Raw genomic sequence first — 26,089 nt, 5'->3', positions numbered from 1 at the left:
CCTTGATCTCCGTCATCCCCTCAGTTCCCGGCCCGTCAATTCGAGGAAGACGTCTTCCAGACTCCGTTGATCGACGCGAATGTCGTTGATCAGCACGTCCTGATCGGCACACCACGTTGCGACAGTCGCCACGGTTGCCGGATCGATTGCACCTTCGACGACATAGGTGCCGGGGTTGGATTCCTCGATGCGGAACCCGGCGAGTGAACCGGCCAGCGAATCGAGGCTCAAACCGGGAACCGTCGTCAGACGGAGTTGTCCTTCGGCGCCCTTGCTGGTGACCTCCGCCGGCGTTCCCGACGCGACGATCTTGCCGTGGTCGATGATGACCAGTTCGTCGGCGAGCGCTTCGGCCTCGTCCATGAGGTGTGTGGTGAGCAGGACGCTCACGCCGTCGCGTCGCAGAGCGTCGATGAGTTCCCACACGAGTAGACGTGCCTGAGCGTCGAGGCCGGCGGTGGGTTCGTCCAGAAATACCAATTCGGGACGGCCGACCAGCGCGCACGCCAATGACAGTCGTTGCTGCTGGCCTCCGGAGAGGCGGCGGTACGGGGTCTTGCGCGCATCGGTGAGGCCGAGTTTGGAAAGGAGCCAGGCGGGATCGAGCGGGTCGGCCGAGTATGCGGCCACAAGGTCGAGCATTTCCCCGGCCTTGGACCCGGGGTACGCGCCGCCGCCCTGCAGCATGACGCCGATTCGCGAGCGGACTTCACCGGAGTCGGCGATGGGGTCGAGACCGAGCACTCGAACCGTGCCGGCATCGGGGGTGACAAAACCTTCGCACATTTCGACGGTGGTCGTCTTACCGGCTCCGTTGGGGCCGAGCAGGGCAACGACCTGGGCCGTCTCGACAGTGAGATCGATACCGTCGACGGCTCGAACACCGTCGAAGGACTTGACGACACCCTGGATCTGTACCGCCGGCGTCGACGATCTGGAGGCTCTCGAGGTCACGGGGAATCAGCGTAAGCCCCCGCCGAGTTGTCTTCGTCTACCGGTCCGCCTTTCGTGATCTCCGCTACTGGCTTGTCGCTACGCCAGGGGAGTGAATTGCGGGTGAAGACGATGAGCGTTCCGGCGGTGAGGATGGTCGCGATGACGGCCTGCACGATCATGAACGGAAGGTATTCGGCGCCGTTGGACATCAACATGACGCTGACGATCGAGGTGAAGACGACGGCAGGGATGCGGAAAATCGGTGCGGTGGCCCACGCCGCCAACGGAAGGATCGCCCACAGCAGGTACCACGGCTGAACGACGGGGAACAGGAGAACGATCGCTCCGAGTGCGATACCGAGTCCACCGACCGGGTGTATGCGGCCCATGTACACCGAGATCATCATCCGTGCGGTGACGAGCATGGCGACGAGAGTTGCGATGGGCCGCGTGATCGTGAGGATCGCCGTCGTGTGATCGCCGAGTCCGAGCAGTACGCCTGCCAATCCCGTGCCGACGCCCAGGAGCGTCGGGATGGACATCCAACTCCGGACTGCCGTGGCGGTGTCGAGGGTGTTGATCCAACCCATACCGAGCCCACTGGCCACGCTGATGACAAACGTGACGACAGCGGCAACGATGCCCAGGAGAATCGCGGCTCCCGCCAGGGCTTTCCAGGTTCCACCCCAACGCCGGGCCAAAGCCATGCCGACAAATCCCAGTGCAAGCAAGGACGGAATTTTGACGGTCGACGACAAGGCGATCAAACCTGATCCCGCAACGAGATAGAACAGCGCTCGCCCACGGATGGGCCCGGACCCTTCGACTGCGCGAAGAGCGATCTCGATTCCGGCGAGCATCAACCCGAGCATGAGTGCTTCGTTGTGGATGCCGGCCACCAAGTGGAAGAGCAACAGCGGGTTCGCGGCACCGAGCCAGAGCGAACTGACGGCAGAGACACCGCATCGCTTGGCCAGTCGCGGTATCGCCCACACGATGAGCGCGACGCCGGCCAATGCGAGCAAGCGGTGCAAGAAGATTCCGGCCACGATGTTGTCGCCGGTCAGTGAGCTGATCCCGCGTCCCAGCCACAGGAAGAACGGTCCGTACGGAGCCGGGGTGTCGCGCCAGATCGTCGGAACCGTGCGGGTGAGAACGTGGTCGACGCCCAGTGCCGCCTTGGGGCCGATGGCGTACGGATCGAGTCCACGGGCCGCGATTTCGCTTTGAGCCAGATACGAGTAGACGTCGCGGCTGAACATCGGCGGTGCGACCGAGAGCGGCAGGATCCACAGCAGGAGTGTGCGGTCCAACTGGGAACGGGTCATGCGCCGCGGTGCGCCGGAACGGCTGCGTATGTCCCCGACTGCAAATCGGCCCATCATCAGCCAGGCCAGAACGACGAGCACGGTTCCGGTCATCGTCATGGTGAGTGAGACCGTCGGCATACGTCCGGGAAGGCTGAGGACTCGAAGTCCTGCGGTCGGATTCTGCAGGACGGGTTGTGCGCCGGCGCCGAGCGCTCCGACTGCCATCAAGACCGCGCCGGTTGCGCCGAATCGGCGAATCCCTCGCAGTTGTGCGGTTTCCTTCGCGTTCAGGCCCGGGCGCTCGTCCTCGTCGCCGTGCAGCACCGCGGCCATACTCTGCCGGGGAGCGGATCCGAAAGGTCGAACGCCGATTGTGGAAAGCGCGAGTGCCTTGGGTTTTTCCAGCAGGATCGCGCGCGCCGATCGCGCGGTCGTCGTCTTCTCGGGGGTCTGCGGCACACCAGGCAGCGTAGCGGCTCCATCCAGCCGGACAGACAAGCACAAACAACGTACGTTGTCCGGATATTCCCGAATGTAATGCAGGTTGCCCTTAGTAGACCTGCGAAAAGAATTCCGTCACACTTGTGTTGTGAAAAGAAATGCGTCAGACCCTCGAAGCAAGGAAGTTGCAGGTCAGCCCACTGTAGCGACCTCGCCTAGTGCTGCCGCAAATCCGGTGACGGTGAGCGTCGAAGGCCAGACCCGGGCCGCAGTGGTCAAGCTGCTACTCGAAGAAGGCCCCATTACCGCCTCCGAAATCGGCACGCGCCTCGGTTTGAGTGCCGCAGGTGTCCGACGTCACTTGGACGCTTTGATCGAGTCCGGCGAAGCCCGAACCGCTTCGGCGGCGTCGCTGCGTCAGCGTGGACGAGGTCGTCCCGCCAAGCAGTTCCAGATCACCGCGACCGGCCGAGGCCGCCTCGGCCACACCTACGACGATCTGGCGGGAGCCGCGATGCGGCAACTCCGTGAAATCGGCGGAGACGCGGCAATCGAGGAGTTCGCCAAGCGTCGGGTTCAGGCGATCGTCGGAGACGTCGAACCGGCTGATCCGACAGATGTCGACAACGTCGAGGCGACAGCGGACGCAATCGCCGAAGCCTTCAACGCGGTGGGGTTCGCAGCGTCGACCCGGCCGGTCGGCAACGGCGTGCAGATCTGCCAACACCATTGCCCGGTTTCCCATGTGGCAGAAGAGTTTCCGGAACTGTGCGAGGCAGAGCAGCAAGCATTCCGGCAATTGCTCGGGACTCATGTTCAGCGTCTGGCGACCATCGCCAACGGTGACTGCGCCTGCACGACGCACGTTCCCCTCGTGTCCACCGGGAGTAGATGACCGGACCAGAGTGTTTTACAGAGCGTTGCCACCGTGCAGCGTTCGAATAGAGATTTTTCAGCTAGTTCTTCAAAGTCAGAACTGCTCGACCACAGCGACCAGCCCTCGCTGAAACCGAGCAGCCGTCAAGAAACAAGACTCCGGAAGGAGCTCGCATGACCGTCACATCAGACCAGGCGACTACCACTGCGGCAGCAGGCACCGAGCCGCTCACGCAGGAAGAGACCATCGCGTCCCTCGGTCATTACGGCTACGGCTGGTCCGATTCCGACGAAGCCGGAGCCAGCGCGCAGCGCGGGTTGTCCGAGGCTGTCGTGCGGGACATCTCCGCCAAGAAGAGCGAGCCCGAGTGGATGCTCGACATCCGCCTCAAGGCGCTGCGCACCTTCGACAAGAAGCCGATGCCGAACTGGGGCAGCGACCTCGAAGGTATTCACTTCGACAACATCAAGTACTTCGTCCGGTCCAGCGAGAAGCAGGCCGAGTCGTGGGAAGACCTGCCCGAGGACATCAAGAACACGTACGACAAGCTCGGCATCCCCGAGGCGGAGAAGCAGCGCCTCGTTGCCGGCGTCGCAGCTCAGTACGAGTCCGAGGTCGTCTACCACTCGATCCGTGAGGACCTCGAGGAGCAGGGCGTCATCTTCCTCGACACGGACACCGGTCTCAAGCAGCACCCGGAGCTGTTCAAGGAGTACTTCGGATCGGTCATCCCGGCCGGCGACAACAAGTTCTCCGCGCTGAACACCGCCGTGTGGTCGGGCGGCTCGTTCATCTACGTTCCGCCGGGAGTCCACGTGGACATCCCGCTGCAGGCGTACTTCCGCATCAACACCGAGAACATGGGTCAGTTCGAGCGCACCCTGATCATCGTCGACGAAGATGCCTCCGTGCACTACGTCGAGGGTTGCACCGCGCCGATCTACAAGTCCGATTCACTGCACTCGGCCGTCGTCGAGATCATCGTGAAGAAGGGCGGCCACTGCCGCTACACGACCATCCAGAACTGGTCCAACAACGTCTACAACCTGGTGACCAAGCGCACCAAGGTCGAGGCCGGCGGATCCATGGAGTGGGTCGACGGCAACATCGGCTCCAAGGTCACCATGAAGTACCCGGCCGTGTGGCTGATGGGCGAGTACGCCCGCGGTGAGGTTCTCTCCGTTGCGTTCTCCGGCGAGGGCCAGCACCAGGACACCGGCGCCAAGATGCTCCACCTCGCGCCGCACACGTCCTCGACCATCATCAGCAAGTCTGTCGCCCGCGGCGGTGGACGTGCGTCGTACCGCGGTCTGGTGCAGGTCAACAAGGGTGCCCACGGCTCCAAGTCGACCGTCAAGTGTGACGCTCTGCTCGTCGACCAGATCAGCCGAAGCGACACCTACCCGTACGTCGACATCCGCGAGGACGACGTCACCATGGGTCACGAGGCCACCGTTTCGAAGGTCAGTGACGATCAGCTCTTCTACCTGATGAGCCGCGGACTGACCGAGGACGAGGCGATGGCCACCATCGTGCGTGGATTCGTCGAGCCCATCGCGAAGGAACTCCCGATGGAGTACGCGCTCGAGCTCAACCGCCTTATCGAACTTCAGATGGAAGGGGCTGTGGGTTAGTGACCACGCCAGAGACCGGAGTCATCGGAGCTGTTGCCGGGGAGAACCCGACCGCTCCTGTAAAGGGTGCAGCCACCGGCTCACCCATCACGAACAAGGGTGAGCAGTTCTCCTCGTTCGACGTCAATGCTTTCGAGGTTCCCGGCGGACGTGACGAGATCTGGCGGTTCACCCCGCTGCGTCGCCTCCGGGGATTGCACGACGGCAGCGCCGTCGCCAACGGACAGGTCACCGTCGAGGTCGACGGCGGAAGCGACATCACCGTCGAGACCGTCGGGCGTGACGACGCACGTCTGGGCAAAGCCGGCGTTCCCGCTGATCGCATTGCAGCGCAGGCGTATTCGAGCTTCGAGACGGCAACGGTCATCTCGGTTGGTGCCGAGGTCGAGGTCGAGAAGCCCGTTGTGGTCACCATGACCGGCCCCGGAGTCGACAACGTCGCCTACGGACACACCCAGATTCGTCTGGCGCAGTTCGCCAAGGCGACGTTCGTGATCGACCAGCGCGGCAGCGGAACCTTCGCGGAGAACATCGAATTCGTTCTCGGTGACAGTTCGCAGCTGACCGTGGTGGCCATCCAGGACTGGGCGGACGACGCAGTTCACGTGACGTCACACCACGCTCGCCTGAACCGCGACGCAGTGCTTCGATACACCTCGATCAGCCTGGGCGGCGACCTGGTTCGCCTGTCCGCCACCGTCAAGTACGACGGACCGGGCGGCGACGCCGAACTGCTCGGCCTGTACTTCGCCGACGCCGGCCAGCATCTGGAACAGCGTCTGCTGGTGGATCATTCGCAGCCCAACTGCAAGTCCAACGTGGTCTACAAGGGTGCGCTTCAGGGAGATCCCGGATCCGGTAAGCCCGACGCGCACACCGTGTGGATCGGCGACGTTCTCATCCGCGCCGCAGCGGAGGGCACCGACACGTTCGAGCTCAACCGCAACCTGGTGCTGACCGACGGCGCCCGCGCCGACTCGGTTCCGAACCTCGAAATCGAGACCGGTGAGATCGTCGGGGCCGGCCACGCAAGTGCAACGGGACGTTTCGACGACGAGCAGCTGTTCTACCTGCGTGCTCGTGGTATCCCGGAGGATCAGGCTCGTCGTCTGGTCGTACGTGGGTTCTTCCACGAAATCATCAACAAGATCGCTGTTCCCGAGGTGCGCGATCGCCTCGAAGCCGCAGTCGAAGCCGAACTCGCAGCCGTCGGCTCCTGACCGCCCCGCCTGCGACACCACCCCGTCGCTACGCTCGCCCGCCTCATCTTGAAGGAATTTCATGTCTACCAGTGACAACACCACCACCTCGGTCCTCGAGGTTCGTGACCTGCACGTCGAGGTCGCCAACTCCGATGCCAACGCCGAGCCCATCCAGATCCTCAAGGGCGTCGACCTGACGGTCCGCTCCGGGGAGACCCACGCGATCATGGGCCCCAACGGCTCCGGCAAGTCGACTCTGTCGTACGCCATCGCCGGTCACCCCAAGTACCAGGTCACGTCCGGCTCCATCACCCTCAACGGTGAAGACGTCCTCGCAATGAGCGTCGACGAGCGTGCACGTGCCGGGCTCTTCCTGGCCATGCAGTACCCCGTCGAGGTTCCCGGCGTTTCCATGTCCAACTTCCTGCGCACCGCCGCTACGGCCGTGCGAGGCGAGGCTCCCAAGCTGCGCCACTGGGTCAAGGAAGTCAAGGAAGCCCTCAGCGAGCTCGAGATCGATCCCTCGTTCATCGAGCGCTCGGTCAACGAAGGCTTCTCCGGTGGCGAGAAGAAGCGCCACGAGATCCTGCAGTTGGGCATGCTCAAGCCGAAGATCGCGATCCTCGACGAGACCGACTCCGGCCTCGACGTCGACGCTCTGCGCACCGTCTCCGAAGGCGTCAACCGCTACAAGGAGCGCGAGAACGGCGGCGTTCTGCTGATCACGCACTACACGCGCATTCTGCGCTACATCAACCCCGACTTCGTTCACGTGTTCGTCGGTGGCCGCATCGTCGAGTCCGGTGGACCGGAGCTGGCCGACGAGCTCGAGACCAACGGCTACGTTCGTTTCACCGCGGACACCGCAGCTACCCAGGGAGCGTAATCACGATGACCACCTCGGTGCGCGAGCTCGACGTCACAGCGGTTCGGGCCGACTTCCCGATCCTGGCGCGAACCGTGCGCGACGGAAAACCTTTGGTGTACTTGGATTCCGGCGCTACCTCGCAGCGTCCGGTCCAGGTTCTCGATGCCGAACGGGACTTCCTGACCACGTGTAACGCGGCAGTACACCGGGGTGCTCATCAGCTCGCAGAAGAGGCGACGGACGCGTACGAGAATGCTCGCGCCACCATCGCTTCTTTCGTGGGCGCGGATTCGGACGAGTTGGTGTTCACCAAGAACGCCACCGAGGCTCTCAATCTGGTGACCTACGTTCTCGGTGACGATCGCTTCGACCGCCATGTCGGTCCTGGCGACGAAATCGTCATCACCGAACTCGAACACCACGCCAACCTCGTTCCCTGGCAGGAACTTGCGCGCCGAACCGGTGCGACGCTCAAGTGGTACGGCGTCACCGACGACGGCCGGATCGATCTCGATTCGCTGGAGCTGACAGACGCGGTGAAGGTCGTTTCGTTCACCCACCAGTCCAACGTGACCGGCGCGATCGCGCCCGTCGAGGAATTGGTGCGACGAGCACGCGCCGTCGGTGCACTCGTCGTGCTCGACGCGTGCCAGTCGGTGCCTCACATGGCCGTCGACTTCCACGAACTGGGAGTGGACTACGCGGCGTTCTCGGGCCACAAGATGCTCGGCCCTTCGGGGGTCGGAGTTCTCTACGGCCGTCGTGAACTGCTGGCAGCGATGCCTCCGTTCATCACCGGCGGCTCGATGATCGAGACGGTCACCATGGAGGTCAGCACTTACGCGCCACCGCCTCAGCGTTTCGAAGCCGGCGTACCGATGACCTCACAGGTGGTCGGGTTGGGCGCTGCCGTGGATTACCTGAACACCTTCGGGATGGACGCAGTCGCCGCGCACGAGCACGTGTTGGTGGAGGCTGCTCTCGAAAAGTTGTCGGCGATCGAAGGTCTGCGCATCATCGGACCGCAGACGTCCGAGAACCGCGGCGGAGCGATTTCCTTTGTCGTGGACGGTATTCACGCCCACGACCTCGGACAGATCCTCGACGACGAGGGCGTCGCGATTCGCGTCGGACACCATTGTGCGTGGCCGCTGCATCGTAAGTTCGGTGTCGCTGCGACGGCCCGTGCGTCGTTTGCGCTCTACAACACCACCGCGGAAATCGATGTTCTCGTTGCCGCGATCAAGCGTGCGCAGGAATTTTTCGGTGTCGCAGGGGAGTTGAACTGAATCATGCGCATGGAGCAGATGTATCAGGAAGTGATCCTCGATCACTACAAACATCCGCACGGCCGCGGACTCCGTGAGCCGTTCGGCGCCGAGGTGCACCACGTCAACCCGACGTGTGGCGACGAGGTGACGTTGCGCGTCCAGATATCCGAGGACGGAACGGTCTCCGACGTCTCGTACGACGGTCAGGGTTGTTCGATCAGCCAGGCGTCGACGTCGGTGCTCAACGACCTCGTCATCGGGATGCAGGTCACCGACGCACTGAAGACGGTGACGGCGTTCAACGAGATGGTGAGCAGTCGGGGCACCGTCGAGGGGGACGAGGACGTTCTCGGCGACGGCATCGCGTTCGTCGGTGTCTCGAAGTACCCGGCACGCGTGAAGTGCGCCTTGCTCGGATGGATGGCATTCAAGGATGCTGTAGTCCAGATTGTCGACGGCAGTGCTGTGACGACGGCGGACAGCAGCAGTGAATTGGTCGACACGACTGAAGGACAGGGATCATGACCGAGACACAACCAGTGCAGGACGCCGAGGTCGGCGCTCCGGTGAATCCGAATCCCGATTCCACTGCGGAATTCGGTGGCGCACAGGGCAGTGGCACTGTCCCGTCGCCTGAGCGACTCGACGAACTCGAAGAAGCGATGCGCGACGTCGTCGATCCCGAACTGGGAATCAACGTCGTCGATCTCGGCTTGGTCTACGGACTCTTCGAAGACGACGGTGTCGTCACGATCGACATGACTTTGACGTCGGCGGCGTGCCCGTTGACCGACGTGATCGAGGACCAGGCGCGCGGCGCACTTGTGCGTAGCGATCTGTGTACCGACATGAAGATCAACTGGGTGTGGTTGCCGCCGTGGGGACCGGACAAGATCACCGAAGACGGACGCGAGCAACTGCGCGCACTCGGCTTCACGGTCTGACAAGCAACCTCGGCACGATCAACTGAATACATTTCACCGGAGCGTCGGTGCCCGTTCGTCGGGTACCGGCGCTTCGGTTTGTTATATAGGGCCGTTTTAGCCATGATATTCAGGACAATAGTCCCAAATGGTTGTTTGATGAATATTTGCTGGAAGCTGACTGATCGGTAACATCGCAGCTGATTGTCACGATGTGATCTCCGGCGGGCGATTTGCCAGTTTCCACCCGAGCTTTCCAAAGTATTCGTCTCATTTTCGAAGTGCCCCGATCAGTTCGAAGCGTCCAGCGGACGCATAAACCTGTTTGCATCATGATCAAGTTGTAAGAGGGAGATTCGTGTGGATGGCAGTCCCGACCGAGGAATCGTTTCCGCAGCTCGTCCGGACGACGAACTCACCTTCCCTCTTTCTGCCGCGCAACTTTCCCTGCTTGTCGCACAACAGCTTCGACCCGAGATTCCCGTCAGCATCGCTCAGTACGTGGACGTGGACGGCCCACTCGACATCGAGCTGCTGACCGCTGCCAGCAAACAGACCGGCCGTGAGATCGGCTCCGGATATCTGCGCCTGGTCGAGGTGGACGGGGTTGCGCGTCAGTGGCTCGATCTCGACATGGACGACTCCCTCGACGTGGTCGATCTTCGCGCCGAATCGGATCCGGAATCTGCAGCGCAGGAATGGATGCGCAGAGAGCACACTGCTGCCATCGATCCGTTCACCGATCGCCTGGTCAGGCTGGCAGTCCTGGTGCTTCGCGACGACCATTACTACTGGTACAGCCGTATTCATCACGTAGCGCTCGACGGTTTCGGCGCGATGTCGATGATGAACCGCACAGCCGAGATCTACACCGCTGTGGTGCGCGATCTACCAGTTCCCCCAGCGGTAACTGCCCCCCTCCAATCGTTGGTGAAGGCAGAGGCCGACTATCTGGGCTCCACGCGGTGGGAGCGCGATCGCGACTACTGGAACACCAAGATGGCCGACAAACCGGGCGGAACCTCGCTCGCGTCCTCGACTGCTCCGTCGCAGGCATGGTCTCGCCTACGGTCGGCGACGGTACCTACGGAACTGCGGAGCTCCCTCGAACGGCTGGCCTCCGCCCACGATGTGACGACGTCGTCAGTGGTGATCGGTGCTCTGGCGGCTTACCTCGCCCGGGCCACCGGGACCCGCGACGTGGTCCTCAGCCTGCCGGTCTCGGGGCGGACGACAAAAGCTGCTCGCAGGTCCGGCGGAATGATGTCGAACGTCGTCCCGATACGTGCGAGCGTCGATCCGCATTTCGCGGTCGGGGACCTGATGCACGAGGTGAAGATCGAACTCACCGGCGCACTGCGTCATCAGAAGTACCGCCACGAGGACCTACGACGCGACCTCAACGCCGGTGATCACAGCATCGCCGACGGACGAGGCTTCCACGGGCCGTTGATCAACCTCATGCTGTTCCATTCCGGAATCACTCTCGGGGACGCGCACGGCGAACTGAACGTGATCTCGACCGGGCCGATCGAAGACCTCTCCGTCAACGTCTATCAGACTTCCGCAGCCGAAGAGATCCAGATCGACTTCGCCGCGAACCCAGACCTGTACACCAACGAGGACATCTCGCGTCACCACCGGCGTTTCCTCGAATTCCTCGAATTATTCTGCGCCGCAGAATCGGGAACTCGATTGATGGACATCGACCCCGACGCCGCGGGGAAATGGATCGCCGAAGTCCAACACGCCCGCAACGTCGAGTACTGGTCTGCGACCTTGTCGAACCCCGCCGAGGAACTGGGTTTGCCGGTCGTCGCCGGAACCGGTCGAACGTCCACGCCCCTCGAGATCGAGGCAGGCCTCTGCCGGAGCCTCGAGACGATGGCGACGACGATGAACACGAGTCTGTTCGTGCTGTTCCAGTCTGCGATGGCCGGACTGCTGCGCCGCGTCGGTTCGGCCGACGAGGTGTCGATCGGCGTCTCGGTCCGAGGGTACGGCGCCTCCAATCCGGACGATTTCGTCTCGATGTTCGCCAACCAGTTGGTGCTTCGCTCGACGGTGTCGAACACCATGACGCTCACCGACCTGGTCGGTGCGGTGGACACCGTCGCAATCGAAGCTCTCGAACACGCAGACATTCTTCTGTCTTCGGTGACCGCCGCACTCGGTGACGGCCGCTGGGTCGAGACGGGCCCGTTGTTCCGGGCGATGGTCTGTTTCGAGGAGCCGCTGGATGCTCACCCGAGATTTCCGGGGCTCATGGTCGGTGCGCCTATCGGATCGGATCTGGCCACCGTGCCGGAACTGTTTGTCTCCCTGGCGATTCCGACTGGTGAGCATGCCGATTTCGATCAGCCGATCTCCGGTGTTCTGGATTGGCTCGGCACGAAGGAGCAAGCCGAGGACCTCGCCGACCGTTATCTACGAATCTTGACCGCGATGGTCGGTGCTCCGCACTCGGCGCTCGGCTCAGTGGATCTACTGCGCCCGGACGCGCGCCAGGCGCTGGTGCCGCCCGTTCTGCCGATTACCCCGGTCCGAACGCTCTCCGAGATCCTTTCCGACCGCATTCAGGCGACCCCGGAAGCGATCGCCGTTGTCGCAGGTAGCGAGCGCGTGTCGTACCGCGAACTCGATCGACGATCGAATCAGTTGGCGCGCAAGCTCGTCGATCATGGCGTGCGATCCGAGTCGTTGGTCGGAATCATGCTGCCGAAATCCGTGGACATGATCGTTGCCGCTGTCGCGGTAGTGAAGGCCGGCGGCGGATACCTCCCACTCGATGGTGCGCACCCCGCCGAGCGTTTGGCGTATGTGGTCGAGGATGCGCAACCGGTGTGCGTCATCTCCGATTCCACTTTCCCGAACTCCACTTTCCCGAACTCCGCCTTCCCGAACTCTGACGTGGTGGTCGTCGGGGTCGAGTCCGACGAGTACTCCGGTGAGAGTCTGGAAACCGATGAGCGCCCGCGCGGACACGGAGCCGACAATCTGGCGTACGTGATCTACACCTCGGGGTCGACGGGCCGACCCAAGGGCGTCTCCGTCACCCACGCCACCGTGGTGCGATTGTTCGAGAACACGCACGTCGAATTCGGATTCGACGGCAACGACGTGTGGACGATGTTCCACTCGTTCGCCTTCGACTTCTCGGTGTGGGAACTGTGGGGCGCGCTGCTCCACGGCGGAACGCTGGTCCTGGTCGATCACGAGGTATCACGCGACCCTGACGCCTTCCGGGCGCTGGTCGCCGCAGAAGGCGTCACCGTGCTCAATCAGACGCCCTCGGCCTTCTACCAGTACATCGAAGCCGACCTTCGAGCCGATTCGGAGACCCGGCTCCGGTACGTGATCTTCGGTGGCGAAGCCTTGGACCTGCGTCGACTCGGGCGCTGGTACGACAATCACCCGGGGTACGAAAGTCACACGGAATCCGCGCCTGCACTCGTCAACATGTACGGCATCACCGAGACGACGGTGCACGTCACCCATCTCGAACTCGACCGGGCGAGCGCGAGTGCGCTGACCGGCAGCCGGATCGGTGACGCGATCGACGGACTTCGTGTGTACCTGCTCGACGAGCATCTCTCCCCGGTCCCGGTGGGGATCGCGGGGGAGATCTATGTCGCGGGCGGTCAACTCGCCCGTGGCTATCTGGGCCGTCCAGACCTCACCGCGGGCCGGTTCGTCGCCGATCCGTTCAATGCCGGCGGACGACGGTTGTACCGGTCCGGCGACCGCGCACGATGGATTGCGCCCGGACAACTCGAGTACCTCGGACGCGGCGACGCGCAGGTCAAGATCCGCGGATTCCGGATCGAACTCGGCGAAATCGACTCCGTCATCCTCAGCGCGCCGGGAATCGACGATGCCGTGACCGTCGTGGCTCCGACGCCGGCGGGCGGCGCTCTCGTGACCTATGTGACCGCTTCCGACGTCGTGGACGCCGACGCCCTCCGAGCTCACGCCGCCGAAGCCCTCCCGACCTACATGGTTCCCGATGCCTTCATGGTCCTCGATTCGATTCCGTTGACCACCAACGGAAAACTGGACCGGCGTGCGCTGCCTTCGCCTATCCTGGCCTCCACCAAGGTCTTCCGACCCCCGACGACCCCGACCGAGGGCAAGGTTGCGGCGGTTCTGGCTGACATCCTGAGTAGTGGACCGCTCGGACTCGACGATAATTTCTTCCATCTGGGCGGAAACTCGCTGGTAGCGACGACGGCGGTAGCGCGCTTGACCGAAGCCACCGGGGTTAAAATGCCGCTGCGTGCACTCTTCGACCATCCCACGGTGTCTGGGATCGCGGCGACGATCGAGCGTGCGGCACAGACCCCGGACGCCGACGGTATTCAGGTCGTGGCCCGGCCGGCTGTACTGCCTCTCGCTCCCGCGCAGCAGCGACTGTGGTTCCTGAACCGCGTGGCACCGGAATCAGGTGCGTACAACATTCCACTGGCGGTGTCGTTGCGCGGCGCCGTCGATCCCGACGCACTCAGTGCCGCGATCGTGGACGTCGTGACACGTCACGAGTCACTACGCACCGTGTTTCCTCAGGTCGGGGACAACGCGACGCAGAAGGTTCTGGGCCTGGGCGAGGGGATCGCAGGGCTCGAGTCGATCGACGTGGAACGCGGAAGCCTCGAGAGAGTGATCTTCGAATTCTCTTCGGCCGGTTTCGATCTGGTCCGCGAACGTCCGGTGCGCTACCTGCTGATCAATGTCGCCGCCGAGAAGGAAGGCGATGAGGAGGAAGCTGTCCTCGTAGTGGTTCTGCATCACATGGTGGCCGACGGTTGGTCACTCGCCCCGTTGGCTGCTGATCTCACCGGCGCTTACGCCGCTCGCGTCGGCGGCAACAGCCCGCAGTGGGCACCGCTTCCAGTGCAGTACGCCGACTACACGCTCTGGCACCGAGAACACCTCGGGGACACGGCATCCACCGAATCGCTTGCCCACTCACAGATCACGTTCTGGAAGCGGCAGCTGGCAGGAGCACCCGAGCAGCTCCACCTGCCGACGGACCGTCCGCGCGCACTCGACCCGACCATGCGCGGAGCCGGAGTCGACATCAGAATCGGCGCTTCCACGCATCAGAAGCTCGTTGTACTTGCCGCCGATCACGACGCCACGCCGTTCATCGCCCTGCACGCGTGCTTCGCCCTGCTTCTGGCCAGGTACAGCGGCACGGACGACATCGTCATCGGAACACCGGTGGCCGGGCGAGGGGACAGATCTCTCGATCTGCTCGTCGGCATGTTCGTCAACACTCTTGCCCTGCGGACCGTCGTCGATCGGGACGTAACGTTTGCCGCACACCTGTCACAGGTCAGGGCCGTCGACGTGGATGCCTTCGACAATGCGGACGTGCCTTTCGACGTCGTCGTGGACGCGCTCGAACTGGACCGCTCGCCTGCGCACCACCCGGTCTTTCAAGCGGCCATCACCTCGCGGATAGCCACCACCCACACTGCCGAACTGGCCGGGGTGTCGATGACGGCGCGGGCAGTCGAGACGGGGCTGACCAAGTTCGACCTCGAGCTCACCGTCACCGAACGTCACGAGTCCGGGACCGCAGCTGGAATCGATGCCACGTTCACCTATTCCACCGACCTGTTCGACAACGCGACCGTCGAATCCTTGGCGCGAAACTTCGTGACCCTCGTGGAATCGGCAGTGTCGGAACCGACTGCACCGGTTGGTGATCTTCGTGTACTCGGATCCCGGGAGAGTGCCACGATATTGCCGCGGCGCGGCGTGGCTTCGGTGGGCGAATCGACGCTGGCGCAGATCCTCGGGGATACCGCGAGGACGTATCCCGACGCGATCGCCCTCGAAGACTCCGAGCGCTCACTCTCGTACGGGGAGCTGGAGCGTCGATCGAATCGGATCGCTCGATACCTCATGGACCTGGGCGTCGGCCCCGAGACACCGGTCGCACTGGCAGTTGCCCGATCGGTCGACTCCGTGCTCGCAGTCTGGTCGGTCACCAAAGCCGGTGGCGTTTTCGTCCCGGTCGATCCCCGTTATCCCGCAGATCGAGTTGCGCACATGCTCGCGGATTCGGGTGTGCGGATCGGAATTCGGTCCGCCGAGGTTGCGGCCGGTCCGGCAGCCGGTGGGAACGTCGCAGTCTGGATCGACCTCGGCGACGCGGACACGGTTGCAGAATGTGCCGCCTACTCCGACGCTGCCATCGACGACGCTGACAGAACAGCGTCGATCACTGCGGCGTCGGCTGCGTACGTCATCTACACCTCCGGCTCGACCGGAGTGCCGAAGGGCACCGTCGTCACTCACGCGGGTTTGGCCAATCTTGCTCGCGAACAACAGGATCGGTACCGGATCACCGCCGGGTCGCGAACTCTGCATTTTGCGTCACCGAGCTTCGACGGCGCCGTACTCGAGCTACTGCTCGCCGGTTCGACCGGCGCGACGATGGTGATCGCCCCTCCCGACATCTACGGAGGGGAGGCGTTGAGCGAGTTCCTCCGAAGCCACGAGGTCACTCATGCCTTCATCACTCCGGCTGCGCTGGCGACCGTCGATCCGGCGGGCGTGACGGCACTGGAATGCGTAGTCGTCGGCGGCGACGTGTGCACGCCGGAATTGGTCTCGAGCTGGGGCAACGGGCGCAGACTGCACAACGGATACGGTCCGACCGAAACCACTGTCATGGTTGCCATCAGTGACCCACTCTCACCGGGGGAGCCGATCACCATCGGCGGTCCCATCCGCGGAATCGACGCCGTGGTGCTCGACTCTCGGCTGCAACCGGTCCCGATCGGCGGCGTCGGCGAGCTGTACATCGGTGGGCCGGGCCTTGCACGTGGTTACCACCTTCGTCCCGCGCTGACCTCGGATCGGTTTGTCGCGCATCCGTACTCGACGCCCGGTGCCCGGATGTACCGAACCGGTGACCTGGTCCGCTGGACCAAGGACCTGACCCTTCGCTACGTGGGCCGCAGCGATCATCAGCTCAAGATCCGCGGGTTCCGCGTCGAACTCGGCGAGATCGACGCTGCTCTGATGGATTCCCCTCTCGTCCAGTTCGCCACGACGATTCCCGTCGAATCCGCCGCGGGTACCACTCTGGCGTCGTACGTGTTGCTGAGCGGCGACGCTGATATCGAGTCGCTGTTCGTGGGACTCGCCGACACGCTGCCGCGGTACATGATTCCGTCGTCGATCACCCCGATCGACGCCATTCCGTTGACTCCGGTCGGCAAACTCGATCGCAGAGCGTTGCCGACGCCGATACCGCGCGAAATCCTCGGAACGGGCCGTGAACCCGAGGCCGGACTCGAACGCACCGTTGCCGACGTGTTCGCTTCACTGCTCGACGTGCCCGAGGTCCGGGCCGGAGACAGCTTCTTCGATCTCGGGGGCAACTCGCTCGTCGCGACGCAGGTGTCCGCGCGGTTGAGCGCAGCGACGGGACTCACCGTGGACGTGCGCTCGATCTTCGAAGCACCGACCGTCGAAGCGCTCGCTGCACGTCTGGCGGCGAGCGCCGAAGCATCAGACGATCGACCTGCCCTGAGCGCCGGTGCTCGGCCGGACCGCCTACCGCTCTCCGCCGCGCAACAGCGCCTGTGGTTCGTCAATCGCTTCGACCCCCATTCCGCGGTCTACAACATTCCGTTCGCGATCCGCATCACCGGAGACATCCACGGCGATGCACTCGAGGAGGCGCTTGCGGACGTCATTGCACGCCATGAGGTGCTTCGAACGATCTACGTCGACAGCACCGACGGCCCGAGCCAGGTCATCCGAGCAATTTCCGACGTGCAGTTCTCCGTCGAGCGCTACCGCGGATCCGAAGGTGTGGACGCGGCGACGACGGAGTTCGCGGCGCGTGGGTTCGATCTCGGTTCGGATCTGCCGATTCGGGCCATGCTGGTGCGCGAGGACGCCGGCGCTCACGTACTGGTCGTCGTCATCCACCACATCGCCTTCGACGGCTGGTCCCTGACTCCCTTTGCGACAGATTTCGTCGCGGCGTATTCCGCACGCGTCGTCGGAGACGCCCCGGTTTTCACACCGCTCGACGTGCAGTACGCCGACTACGCGGTGTGGCAGCAAGACTCGCTCGGACAGGTCGGCGACCAGGAGTCTCTGGTTGCCCGCGAACTGACCTTCTGGACCACTGCCATGGCTGGTGCCCCGGACGAGGTACTGCTACCGGTCGATCGCCCACGCGGATCTGTCTCCACGACCGCCGTGGGATCGGTGCCGATCGTCATCGACGCGGCGACCGGGGAGCGTCTCGCCGCCTTGGCGAGGCGCAGTGGCTCGACGCAGTTCATGGTCGTACACGCGATCCTGGCGGTTGTTCTCGCGCGTCTCGGTGCAACCGACGACGTGGTGGTCGGCACCCCGGTGGCAGGCCGCGGGCGACCCGAGCTGGATTCCCTGATCGGGATGTTCGTCAATTCGGTACCGCTTCGCACGCCGGTCGATCACCGAGCGCCGTTCACCTCTCTGCTCGAGGTCGTCCGTGAACGCGACCTTGCCGCCTTTGCGCACCCCGAGCTGCCCTTCGAGGTGCTGGTCGACGCCTTCGATCTCGACCGGTCGACTACGCGACACCCCATGTTCCAGGTCATGCTGTCCTATCACCAGAACGTGGTTTCGCCGCAGGTCACGGTCCACGACGCGCATCTCGAAGCGCAAGCACTCGAACCATCCGTCGCGAAGTTCGACCTCGAGTTCACCCTGCTGGCAGGCGATTCCGAGAAGACCGAGATCACCGGGTCGCTCAGGTTCGCCGAGGCGCTCTTCGACATTGCCACCGCGGAAACGATCGCCGCGCGTGTGCAGTCGGTGGCCCGCGCCGTCGCCGCAGATCCGGACGCCGCGATCGACGACCTAGATTTCCTCAGCACCCTCGAGCGGGCGTCGCTGATGCCGGTACGAGGTCCGGCGTGGACCAGTTCGCGCACCTTGGCCGAAATATTGACGCGGACCGCCACCCGTTCAGGCGATTCGGTGGCCCTTCGATCCGGTGACACCACCGTGCTCTACCGAGATCTCTTCGCCCGTGCATCGGCACTTGCCCGCCGTCTGACCACGGAAGGGATCGGTGCCGAAGACATTGTGGCGATCGCGATTCCGCGCTCGATCGACTCGATCGTCGCCTTGTGGGGCGTTTCCTTGACCGGCGCCGCGTTTGTTCCGGTCGATCCGCGATACCCCGCCGATCGCATTCTGCACATGCTCACCGACTCCGGAGCCACTCGCGGAGTGACGACGGAAGCGGTGATCGAATCACTGCCCCGCCCGGTTCCGTGGATGACAATGGACGACATCCACGGCGACGGTGTCGGGCAGCCGGTTCCGGCCGCGCCGATCCGAATCGACAACCTCGCCTACATCATCTACACCTCCGGATCGACGGGAAAGCCCAAGGGCGTCAGCGTCACTCATCGTGGCCTGAGCGCGTTGGCGGCCGAGCAGACGGCGCGTTACGCCATCTCGGCGCAGTCGCGGACGCTGCACTTCTCCTCACCGAGCTTCGACGCATCCATCCTCGAACTGCTGCTCGCAGTCGGTGAAGGCGCGACGATGGTGATCGCCTCTCCCGACGTTTACGGCGGCCAGGACCTAGCCGAATTGGTCACCGATCACCAGGTGACCCACGCGTTCATCACACCGGCAGCGCTGGCCTCGGTCGATCCCACCGGGCTGGACGTCCTGCAGTCGATCGTTGTCGGTGGCGAGGCATGCCCACCCGAACTTGTCCGTAAGTGGGCACCGGGTCGCCGATTGTTCAACGGCTACGGGCCGACCGAAACCACCGTCATGGTCTGCATCAGTGATGCCTTGAGCGTGGGGGAGACCGTGACCATCGGCGGGCCCGTCCGCGGCGTGTCCGCGGTAATTCTCGACGGCTCGGCTCAGCCGGTACCCGTCGGGGTCACCGGTGAGCTCTACATCGCCGGCCTGGGACTTGCCCGCGGCTACCTCGACCAACCCGCCTTGACGGCGACGCGATTCGTGGCAGCGCCGTTCGGCCCGGCCGGCACCCGCATGTACCGGACCGGTGACTTGGTTCGGTGGACGCCGCTCGAGACGATCGAATACGTCGGACGCTCCGATCACCAGGTGAAAGTGCGCGGATTCCGCATCGAACTGGGCGAGATCGACTCCGTCCTCAGCACTTACCCCGGCGTCGAGTTCGCGGTCACCGTGGGCGTCGACGCAGCTTCCGGTGAGACGATGTTGGCGTCGTACGTAGTGCTCGGTGCCGATGCGGTCGAGATGGACGAGTTGCTGAGCCATGCGCGCCGCTCACTGCCCGCCTTCATGGTGCCGTCGGCGATCACCCCGATCGATCACGTACCGCTGACCCCCGTCGGGAAGCTCGACCGATCGGCATTGCCGGCGCCGACACTGCGTTCGTCCGAGCGAAGTGTCGAGCCGCTGACGACCGCGACCGAACTCCAGGTTGCCGGCGTCGTGGCGGAACTGCTGGGTATCGACCAGATCAGTGCGTCGGACAGTTTCTTCGAACTCGGTGGCAACTCACTGCTCGCCACCAGACTGGCCCAGCGACTCGGCGAGTCGTTGGGCAGGCAGGTGCCTGTCCGAATGCTGTTCGAGCACCCCGAAATTCGGGAACTTGCCACTGCGCTCGACACATCCGCCGGGGCGAAGACGCTTCCACCGATCACCGCCGTAGACCGCCCCGAGCGAATTCCGCTGTCCTACGCGCAAGCACGCATCTGGTTCCTCAACCAGATGGATCCCGGCTCACCCGCGTACAACGTCCCTGCTGCGATCTCCCTCGACGGTGCACTCGACGTGCCGGCCCTCGAAGCTGCGGTCCTCGACGTGATCGAAAGGCACGAAATCCTGCGCACGGTGTTCCCCGACTCCGACTCCGGTCCACACCAGGTGATCCAGGATGCATTCACCTCGCTCGAGTACGGAAATGCGGACACCCGTGAACCGGCAGAGCTCGCCAGAGAATTCGCGTCGCGTGGATTCGACATCACGACCCAAGCTCCCGTTCGCGCGCTCCTGCTCGAATCGACGCCGCAGCACCACACACTTGTCATCGTGATCCACCACATCGCGGCGGACGGATGGTCGATCGCGCCGTTGATGAAGGACGTGCTCACCGCCTACGTCGCGAGAAGTTCGGGACACGCTCCCGAGTTCACCCCGCTCGAAGTGCACTACGCGGACTTCGCCATCTGGCAGCGGGAAGCGCTGGGCTCGGTGAACGAATCCGAGAGCGTGCTCGGGGCACAGGCGTCGTACTGGCGGGAGACGTTGCGGGGCGCACCTGAATTGATCGACCTTCCGAGCGATCGAGCGCGTCCGCTCACCCAGTCGTTGAGCGGTGCCCACACCGCGGTCTCGCTTCCGGCGCACACCCGGATCGCGGTCGAGGCGGTTGCCGGAGCCAATGCGGCGACGCCGTTCATGGTGCTGCACGCTGCCTATGCCGTCCTGCTGTCCAGGCTGAGTCGAAGCACCGACATCGTGATCGGATCTCCGGTCGGCGGGCGAGGACACCGAGTTCTCGACGACCTCGTGGGAATGTTCGTGGGCACGGTCGGACTGCGCACGACGGTCGATCCCGGGTCGACGTTCGTCGACGTTCTGCGTACTGTCCGCTCCGTCGATCTCGACGCCTTCGCCCACGCGGACATTCCGTTCGAGCAGGTCGTGGACGTGGTGGCGCCGACCCGGAGCACCGACCGTCATCCGGTGTTCCAGACGATGATCTCGTTCCACGGCGCCCACCCGACGACGTGGGACCTGCCTGGACTTGCCGTTCGTGCCCACGAGATCACACCGGACATCGCCAAGTACGACCTGCAGTTCACCGTTGTCGAACAGACCGCGGAGGAAGGCGGCGGCTACGAGGCCTCCCTCACCTACGCGAAGGATCTCTTCGACACCGATACGGCGGAGTCGTTTGCAGTGATGCTGGAAACGATCGTCGAGACACTGACTGCCCAGCCCTCCGCCGTCGTCGGTGACGTGGATCTTGCGGGACGTCGCCTGCGTGCGTTGCCCGGACGTCCGGCCGGCGATGCTTTGACCTTGCCGGAGTTGCTGCTTCGCGGCGCTGCCGATCCGCACGCTCCGGCAATCGTCGACGTCGCCACATCCGTCACGCTCACGTACGGCGAACTCGACCGACGCTCCGACGCTATGGCGTTTGCGTTGATCGCTCGCGGAATAGCGCCGGAAATGATGGTGGCACTGGCGCTTCCGAGGTCGGCCGACTACGTGATCGCGCTCTGGGCCGTAGCGAAAGCCGGCGGAGTGTTTCTTCCCGTGGATCCGGCGTACCCCGCCGAGCGGATCGAGCACATGCTCACCGACAGTGGAGCGGTACTCGGTATCACCAGGGGCGAGTATGCGGCCGACCTTCCTGGCGTCACATCGTGGATCGAGTTGGATGCGATCGAATTCACCACCGAAATCGAGGCAGTCCATTCCGAGACACTGCCGGACGCGCCACTCGAGTTCGACAACCCGGCCTACTTGATCTACACCTCGGGCTCGACAGGAAAACCCAAGGGCGTGTTGGTCACTCACGCGGGACTGGCAGCGTTTGCCGACGAACAGCGGGAGCGTTTCGGCGTCACCGCGCACTCTCGCGCTCTGAGCTTCGCCTCGACGAGCTTCGACGCGTCGGTTCTCGAGCTCCTTCTGGCTTTCGGCGCCGGCGCAACGATGGTGATAGCGCCTCCGACAGTTCTCGGCGGTGTCGAATTGCACGAACTGCTCGACGAGCAGACGATCACCCATGCTTTCGTGACTCCAGCCGCCTTGGCGACTGTCGATCCCGCCGGGCTCGACCATCTCGGAGCCGTCGTCGTCGGCGGCGACGCCTGTTCCGCCGACCTCGTATCTCGGTGGGCCCCGGGGCGCCGAATGTTCAACGCGTACGGCCCGACCGAGGCCACCGTCGCCGTCACCATCAGTGATTCGCTGGTCGCGGGGGAGCCCGTGACGATCGGCGGCCCGATCCGCGGCGTGGACGCGATGATTCTCGATTCCCGACTGCACTCGGTTCCCGGCCAGGTCGTCGGTGAGCTCTACGTCAGCGGCGACGGTCTCGCCCGCGGGTACCTCGGCAACCCCGCACTCACAGCCGCGCGCTTCGTCGCCGACCCGCATGGACCCGAAGGCGCTCGCATGTACCGCACCGGGGATCTTGTGCGCGAAGATCGCTCAGGGGCACTGATCTACCTCGGACGCGCAGACCACCAGGTCAAGATCCGAGGGTTCCGAATCGAACTCGGAGAAATCGACGCGGTGCTGGCAGCGGAAGCGTCCGTGCATTCGGCTGTCAGCGTCGTCGTCGGGGAGGGCGTCGACGCTCGGATCGTCGCGTACGTCGTCCCGGCACATGCGGACTTCGACGCCGCCGCGCTACGCCGTCACGCAGGTATATCGCTGCCTGCGCACATGATCCCGTCCGCTGTTGTCGTGATCGGCGCAGTCCCGATCACACCGGCGGGCAAGCTCGATCGCAGCGCTTTGCCTGCTCCCAACTGGGAGTCGCCGAGTGGACGCAGTCCGGAAGGCAGCGACGAGATCGCGATCTGCGCTGCTTTCGCAGAGGTACTCGATCTGGCCGACGTAGACACGTACGCCGATTCGAGTTTCTTCGAACTCGGCGGCAACTCACTCATGGCAACGCGTTTGGTCGCTGCCATCAAAGAACGCACCAGCATGACCGTCCCCGTCGCGTGGATATTCTCCGACCCGACTCCGGAGGCATTGGCGCGCAGACTCTTCGAACTCGAGGCAACAGTTGTGACAAGTGACGCGGATACCTCCGCACTTGCGGTAGTCCTGCCACTACGTCCGGAAGGCCGCGCCGAGCCACTGTTCTGCATCCATCCGGCCATCGGATTGGCCTGGTGCTACGGAGCGCTCGATCGCTACGTCGACTCCAGCCGGCCGCTCTACGGCCTGCAGTCGCCGGTCCTGACGGACTCCGAATTTCGGGCGGAGCTGATCGAGGACTTCGCGGCGCGGTACGTCGAGGAAATTCGCGGAGTTCAGCCGCACGGTCCGTATCACCTGCTGGGGTGGTCGATCGGCGGATTGATCGCTCACGCGGCGGCGGTGCAGTTGCAAGCCGCGGGTGAGAGCGTCGCCGACCTGATTCTGCTCGACAGCTTCGTTCTCGAAGACCCGACGATGGCGGGCGCGCAGCCTTCTCTCGCCGAACTGATCGGCGGGTTGGGGATCTCGGTCCCGGACACCGGCGAGCGTGATCTGACACCCGAGGACGCCGAAGCACTCTTGCGCGAAGCCATCGGCGATCACCCCTTGGTCTCGAGCGATCGAATCGAGCGACTGTTCGAGGAATACTCCGCAGGCGCCGAACTGGCTCACCGATACCGCCCGGGCAAGTTCGTGGGCGATCTGCTGTTCTTCTCGGCACACGCCGACACCTTCGACCCGCTGCGAACCGCGTCGGCGTGGCGACCGTTCGTCTCCGGGGTGATCATCGACCGTCCGGTGCCCACGTCACACGCCGAAATGTTCACCGAGGCAGGTCTGGAGGCGATCGGACCCGTGATCAACCTTGCGGTCGGAACGGGTCGTCACGCGGCCCCGGACGTCGACGCAGAGTTCGACGCTCTGATCGAGGTCCAAGACGTGCGCGGCTGACTCAGGCTCGTTTCTTCCTCGGCGTCGTAGACTTCGACGAGCCGGCCTTGGAGGCGTTCGACTTCGCTTCGTCCACACTGCGCTGCAGTGCGGCAACCAGGTCCACCACCTCTGCGTCGGTGCCCTCTTGGTCGACCTCGGCGGCCGGGATGACCTTCTTGCCGCCGTTCTCGATCATCTCGTCGAGCAACTGCCTCAGTTGGAGCTGGTAGTCGTCGGTGAACTCGGTCGGATCGAAATCGCCCGCCATGCTCTCGACCAGCGTCTGCGCCATCTTCAGTTCCTTCGCCTTCGGCTTCTCCGCGTCGTCGAGGGAAGGGAACTCTGCTGCGCGAACTTCGTCGGGCCACAGCAACGTCTGGATCACCAGGACGCCGTCGCGAGCGCGCATCGCGGCCAGGCGCGTCTTCTGTCGCAGCGTGAAATGCACCAGTGCCGTTCGATCACTCTCGGTGAGCACAGTCGAAAGCAGGACGTACGCCTTCGGCGACGCCGAATCGGGTTCGAGGAAGTAACTCTTCTCGAACAAGATCGGATCGATCTGATCGTTCGCCACGAATTCCAGCACCGGAATCTCGTGCTTCTCCGCAGCCGGGAGTTTGTTGAAGTCCTCGTCGCTCAAGATGACGCGCGATCCGTCTTCCGAGTCGTACGCCTTGTCGATGTCCGCGAACTGAACCGTGTTTCCGCACTCGGAACACACACGGTTGTACTTGATGCGGCCACCGTCTTTTGCATGGACCTGGTGAAATCGGATGTCGTGGTCCTCGGTCGCCGAGTACACCTTGACCGGGACGTTGACCAGACCGAAGGCTATCGAGCCTTTCCAAATCGAGCGCATGCCTCCCATGATGGTCGCCGCCGGCCGTTTGCGCGAGGCAACGATCACGGTTGATCCCGAACCGTTGCGTGTGGATGGGTCGGTTCGGGGCGTATCGAGCGGGTATCCGCTTCGAGAACCCGACTCGCACACCTGGGGGGACGCTCCGATGAGAATCCGAACCTACCGTCGACGCGTCACCGCGGCGCTGGCGATTTCACTGGTTCCACTGCTGTTTGCGCCTTGGCCCGCGAACGCAGATCCGGCACGCACCGTAACCATCAGCGTCCACTCCGATGCGATGGGCCGCGACATTCCACTCGAGGTGATCCTCCCCGCCGACACGAGCGCCCCACGGCCCACGTTGTATCTGCTCAACGGCGCCGGTGGTGGCGAGGACAGTGCAACGTGGGAAGGACGGACCGATGTCCTGGACTTCTTCGCCGACAAGAACGTCAACGTCGTGACGCCGCTGGAAGGAGCGTTCAGCTACTACACCGACTGGCAGAAAGACGATCCCGTACTCGGGCGCAACAAGTGGCAGACGTTCCTCACTCGCGAACTGCCGCCCGTCATCGATGCGCAGTTCGGTACCAATAGGGTCAACTCCATCGCGGCGATTTCGATGACGGCGACGTCGGTACTCAATCTCGCGATCTCGGCACCAGGCCTTTATCGGAGTGTCGGGGCCTACAGCGGGTGCGCGGAGACTTCCACCCAGCCGGGTCAGGACTATGTGCGGTTGGTGGTCGGCGCGCGGGGTGGCGCTGATCCGACAAACATGTGGGGACCGTTCGACGGTCCGGGGTGGCGCGAGAACGATCCGGTCGTGAACGCGGAGAAGTTGCGGGGGACCGCACTGTACGTTTCCACCGGATCCGGGCTGCCAGGTCCGCACGACAACCTTCAGGCGCCCGATGTGAACGGAAATCCCGGAGCGCTCCTGAATCAGATCGTCGTCGGCGGCATCATCGAATCCGCGGTCAACGGGTGCACGCACGGCTTGGCGGACCGACTGAACGCACTGGGCATCCCCGCGACCTTCGACTTCAAGCCGACCGGAACCCACTCGTGGGGCTACTGGCAGGACGACCTACACAATTCCTGGCCGATGATCGCCGGCTCGATGGGAGCGCAGTAGTCGGT

General features: G+C 63.9%; 12 protein-coding genes. 9 read left to right on the top strand and 3 right to left on the bottom strand.

All coding sequences use genetic code 11. The features are described 5' to 3' along the window. Window positions 1-12: 12 nt before the first annotated feature. Both RhoBH5_RS01095 and mptB read right to left on the bottom strand, forming a co-directional pair. Window positions 13-954, bottom strand: coding sequence for an ABC transporter ATP-binding protein (locus RhoBH5_RS01095; protein ID WP_007727917.1), 942 nt, complete (start codon window positions 952-954; stop codon window positions 13-15). Beyond that, window positions 951-2,705 carry a polyprenol phosphomannose-dependent alpha 1,6 mannosyltransferase MptB gene (gene mptB, locus RhoBH5_RS01090; protein ID WP_003944776.1) on the bottom strand — a complete coding sequence of 585 codons (1,755 nt, stop codon included), beginning with the start codon at window positions 2,703-2,705 and terminating at the stop codon, window positions 951-953. Before mptB ends, RhoBH5_RS01095 begins: the two co-directional genes overlap by 4 nt. 130 nt (window positions 2,706-2,835) lie before the next feature. Here mptB and RhoBH5_RS01085 point away from each other — a divergent pair, with 130 nt between their 5' ends. From RhoBH5_RS01085 to RhoBH5_RS01050, 8 genes are all read left to right on the top strand, one after another. Further along, complete coding sequence (locus RhoBH5_RS01085) at window positions 2,836-3,582, top strand: helix-turn-helix transcriptional regulator (protein ID WP_076948451.1); 747 nt, start codon at window positions 2,836-2,838, stop codon at window positions 3,580-3,582. 155 nt (window positions 3,583-3,737) lie between these two features. Further along, window positions 3,738-5,198, top strand: coding sequence for a Fe-S cluster assembly protein SufB (sufB, locus tag RhoBH5_RS01080; RefSeq protein WP_003944799.1), 1,461 nt, complete (start codon window positions 3,738-3,740; stop codon window positions 5,196-5,198). Next, window positions 5,198-6,418: a Fe-S cluster assembly protein SufD gene (sufD, locus tag RhoBH5_RS01075; RefSeq protein ID WP_003945011.1), complete on the top strand. Its 1,221-nt coding sequence runs from the start codon at window positions 5,198-5,200 to the stop codon at window positions 6,416-6,418. Before sufB ends, sufD begins: the two co-directional genes overlap by 1 nt. Before the next feature lie 61 nt (window positions 6,419-6,479). Continuing rightward, entirely contained in the window at window positions 6,480-7,286 is an 807-nt protein-coding gene (gene sufC, locus RhoBH5_RS01070) for a Fe-S cluster assembly ATPase SufC (protein ID WP_003944795.1), read from the top strand. A gap of 5 nt (window positions 7,287-7,291) precedes the next feature. Continuing rightward, a complete protein-coding gene (locus RhoBH5_RS01065; protein WP_003944865.1) occupies window positions 7,292-8,557 on the top strand; it encodes a cysteine desulfurase in 1,266 nt (421 codons plus the stop codon). Window positions 8,558-8,560: 3 nt separating this feature from the next. Further along, window positions 8,561-9,064: a Fe-S cluster assembly sulfur transfer protein SufU gene (gene sufU, locus RhoBH5_RS01060; RefSeq protein WP_003944894.1), complete on the top strand. Its 504-nt coding sequence runs from the start codon at window positions 8,561-8,563 to the stop codon at window positions 9,062-9,064. After that, the gene (locus RhoBH5_RS01055) at window positions 9,061-9,483 is read left to right on the top strand and encodes a metal-sulfur cluster assembly factor (RefSeq protein ID WP_003944963.1); all 423 of its coding nucleotides are present in this window, start codon (window positions 9,061-9,063) and stop codon (window positions 9,481-9,483) included. Before sufU ends, RhoBH5_RS01055 begins: the two co-directional genes overlap by 4 nt. A gap of 339 nt (window positions 9,484-9,822) precedes the next feature. After that, the gene (locus RhoBH5_RS01050) at window positions 9,823-24,123 is read left to right on the top strand and encodes a non-ribosomal peptide synthetase (RefSeq protein ID WP_270007860.1); all 14,301 of its coding nucleotides are present in this window, start codon (window positions 9,823-9,825) and stop codon (window positions 24,121-24,123) included. A gap of 1 nt (window position 24,124) precedes the next feature. Here the strand turns inward: RhoBH5_RS01050 and ku are convergent, their stop codons facing one another. Next, window positions 24,125-24,964: a non-homologous end joining protein Ku gene (ku, locus tag RhoBH5_RS01045; protein WP_442972445.1), complete on the bottom strand. Its 840-nt coding sequence runs from the start codon at window positions 24,962-24,964 to the stop codon at window positions 24,125-24,127. Between the two features lie 148 nt (window positions 24,965-25,112). On the opposite strand from ku, the gene RhoBH5_RS01040 reads away from it, so the two are divergent. Beyond that, window positions 25,113-26,084: an alpha/beta hydrolase gene (locus RhoBH5_RS01040; RefSeq protein WP_270007859.1), complete on the top strand. Its 972-nt coding sequence runs from the start codon at window positions 25,113-25,115 to the stop codon at window positions 26,082-26,084. Window positions 26,085-26,089: the final 5 nt, after the last annotated feature.

The organism is Rhodococcus sp. BH5 (genome assembly GCF_027583855.1).
Classification (GTDB): Bacteria; Actinomycetota; Actinomycetes; order Mycobacteriales; family Mycobacteriaceae; genus Rhodococcus_F; species Rhodococcus_F qingshengii.
This window is presented reverse-complemented; position numbering and strand designations above follow the sequence as displayed.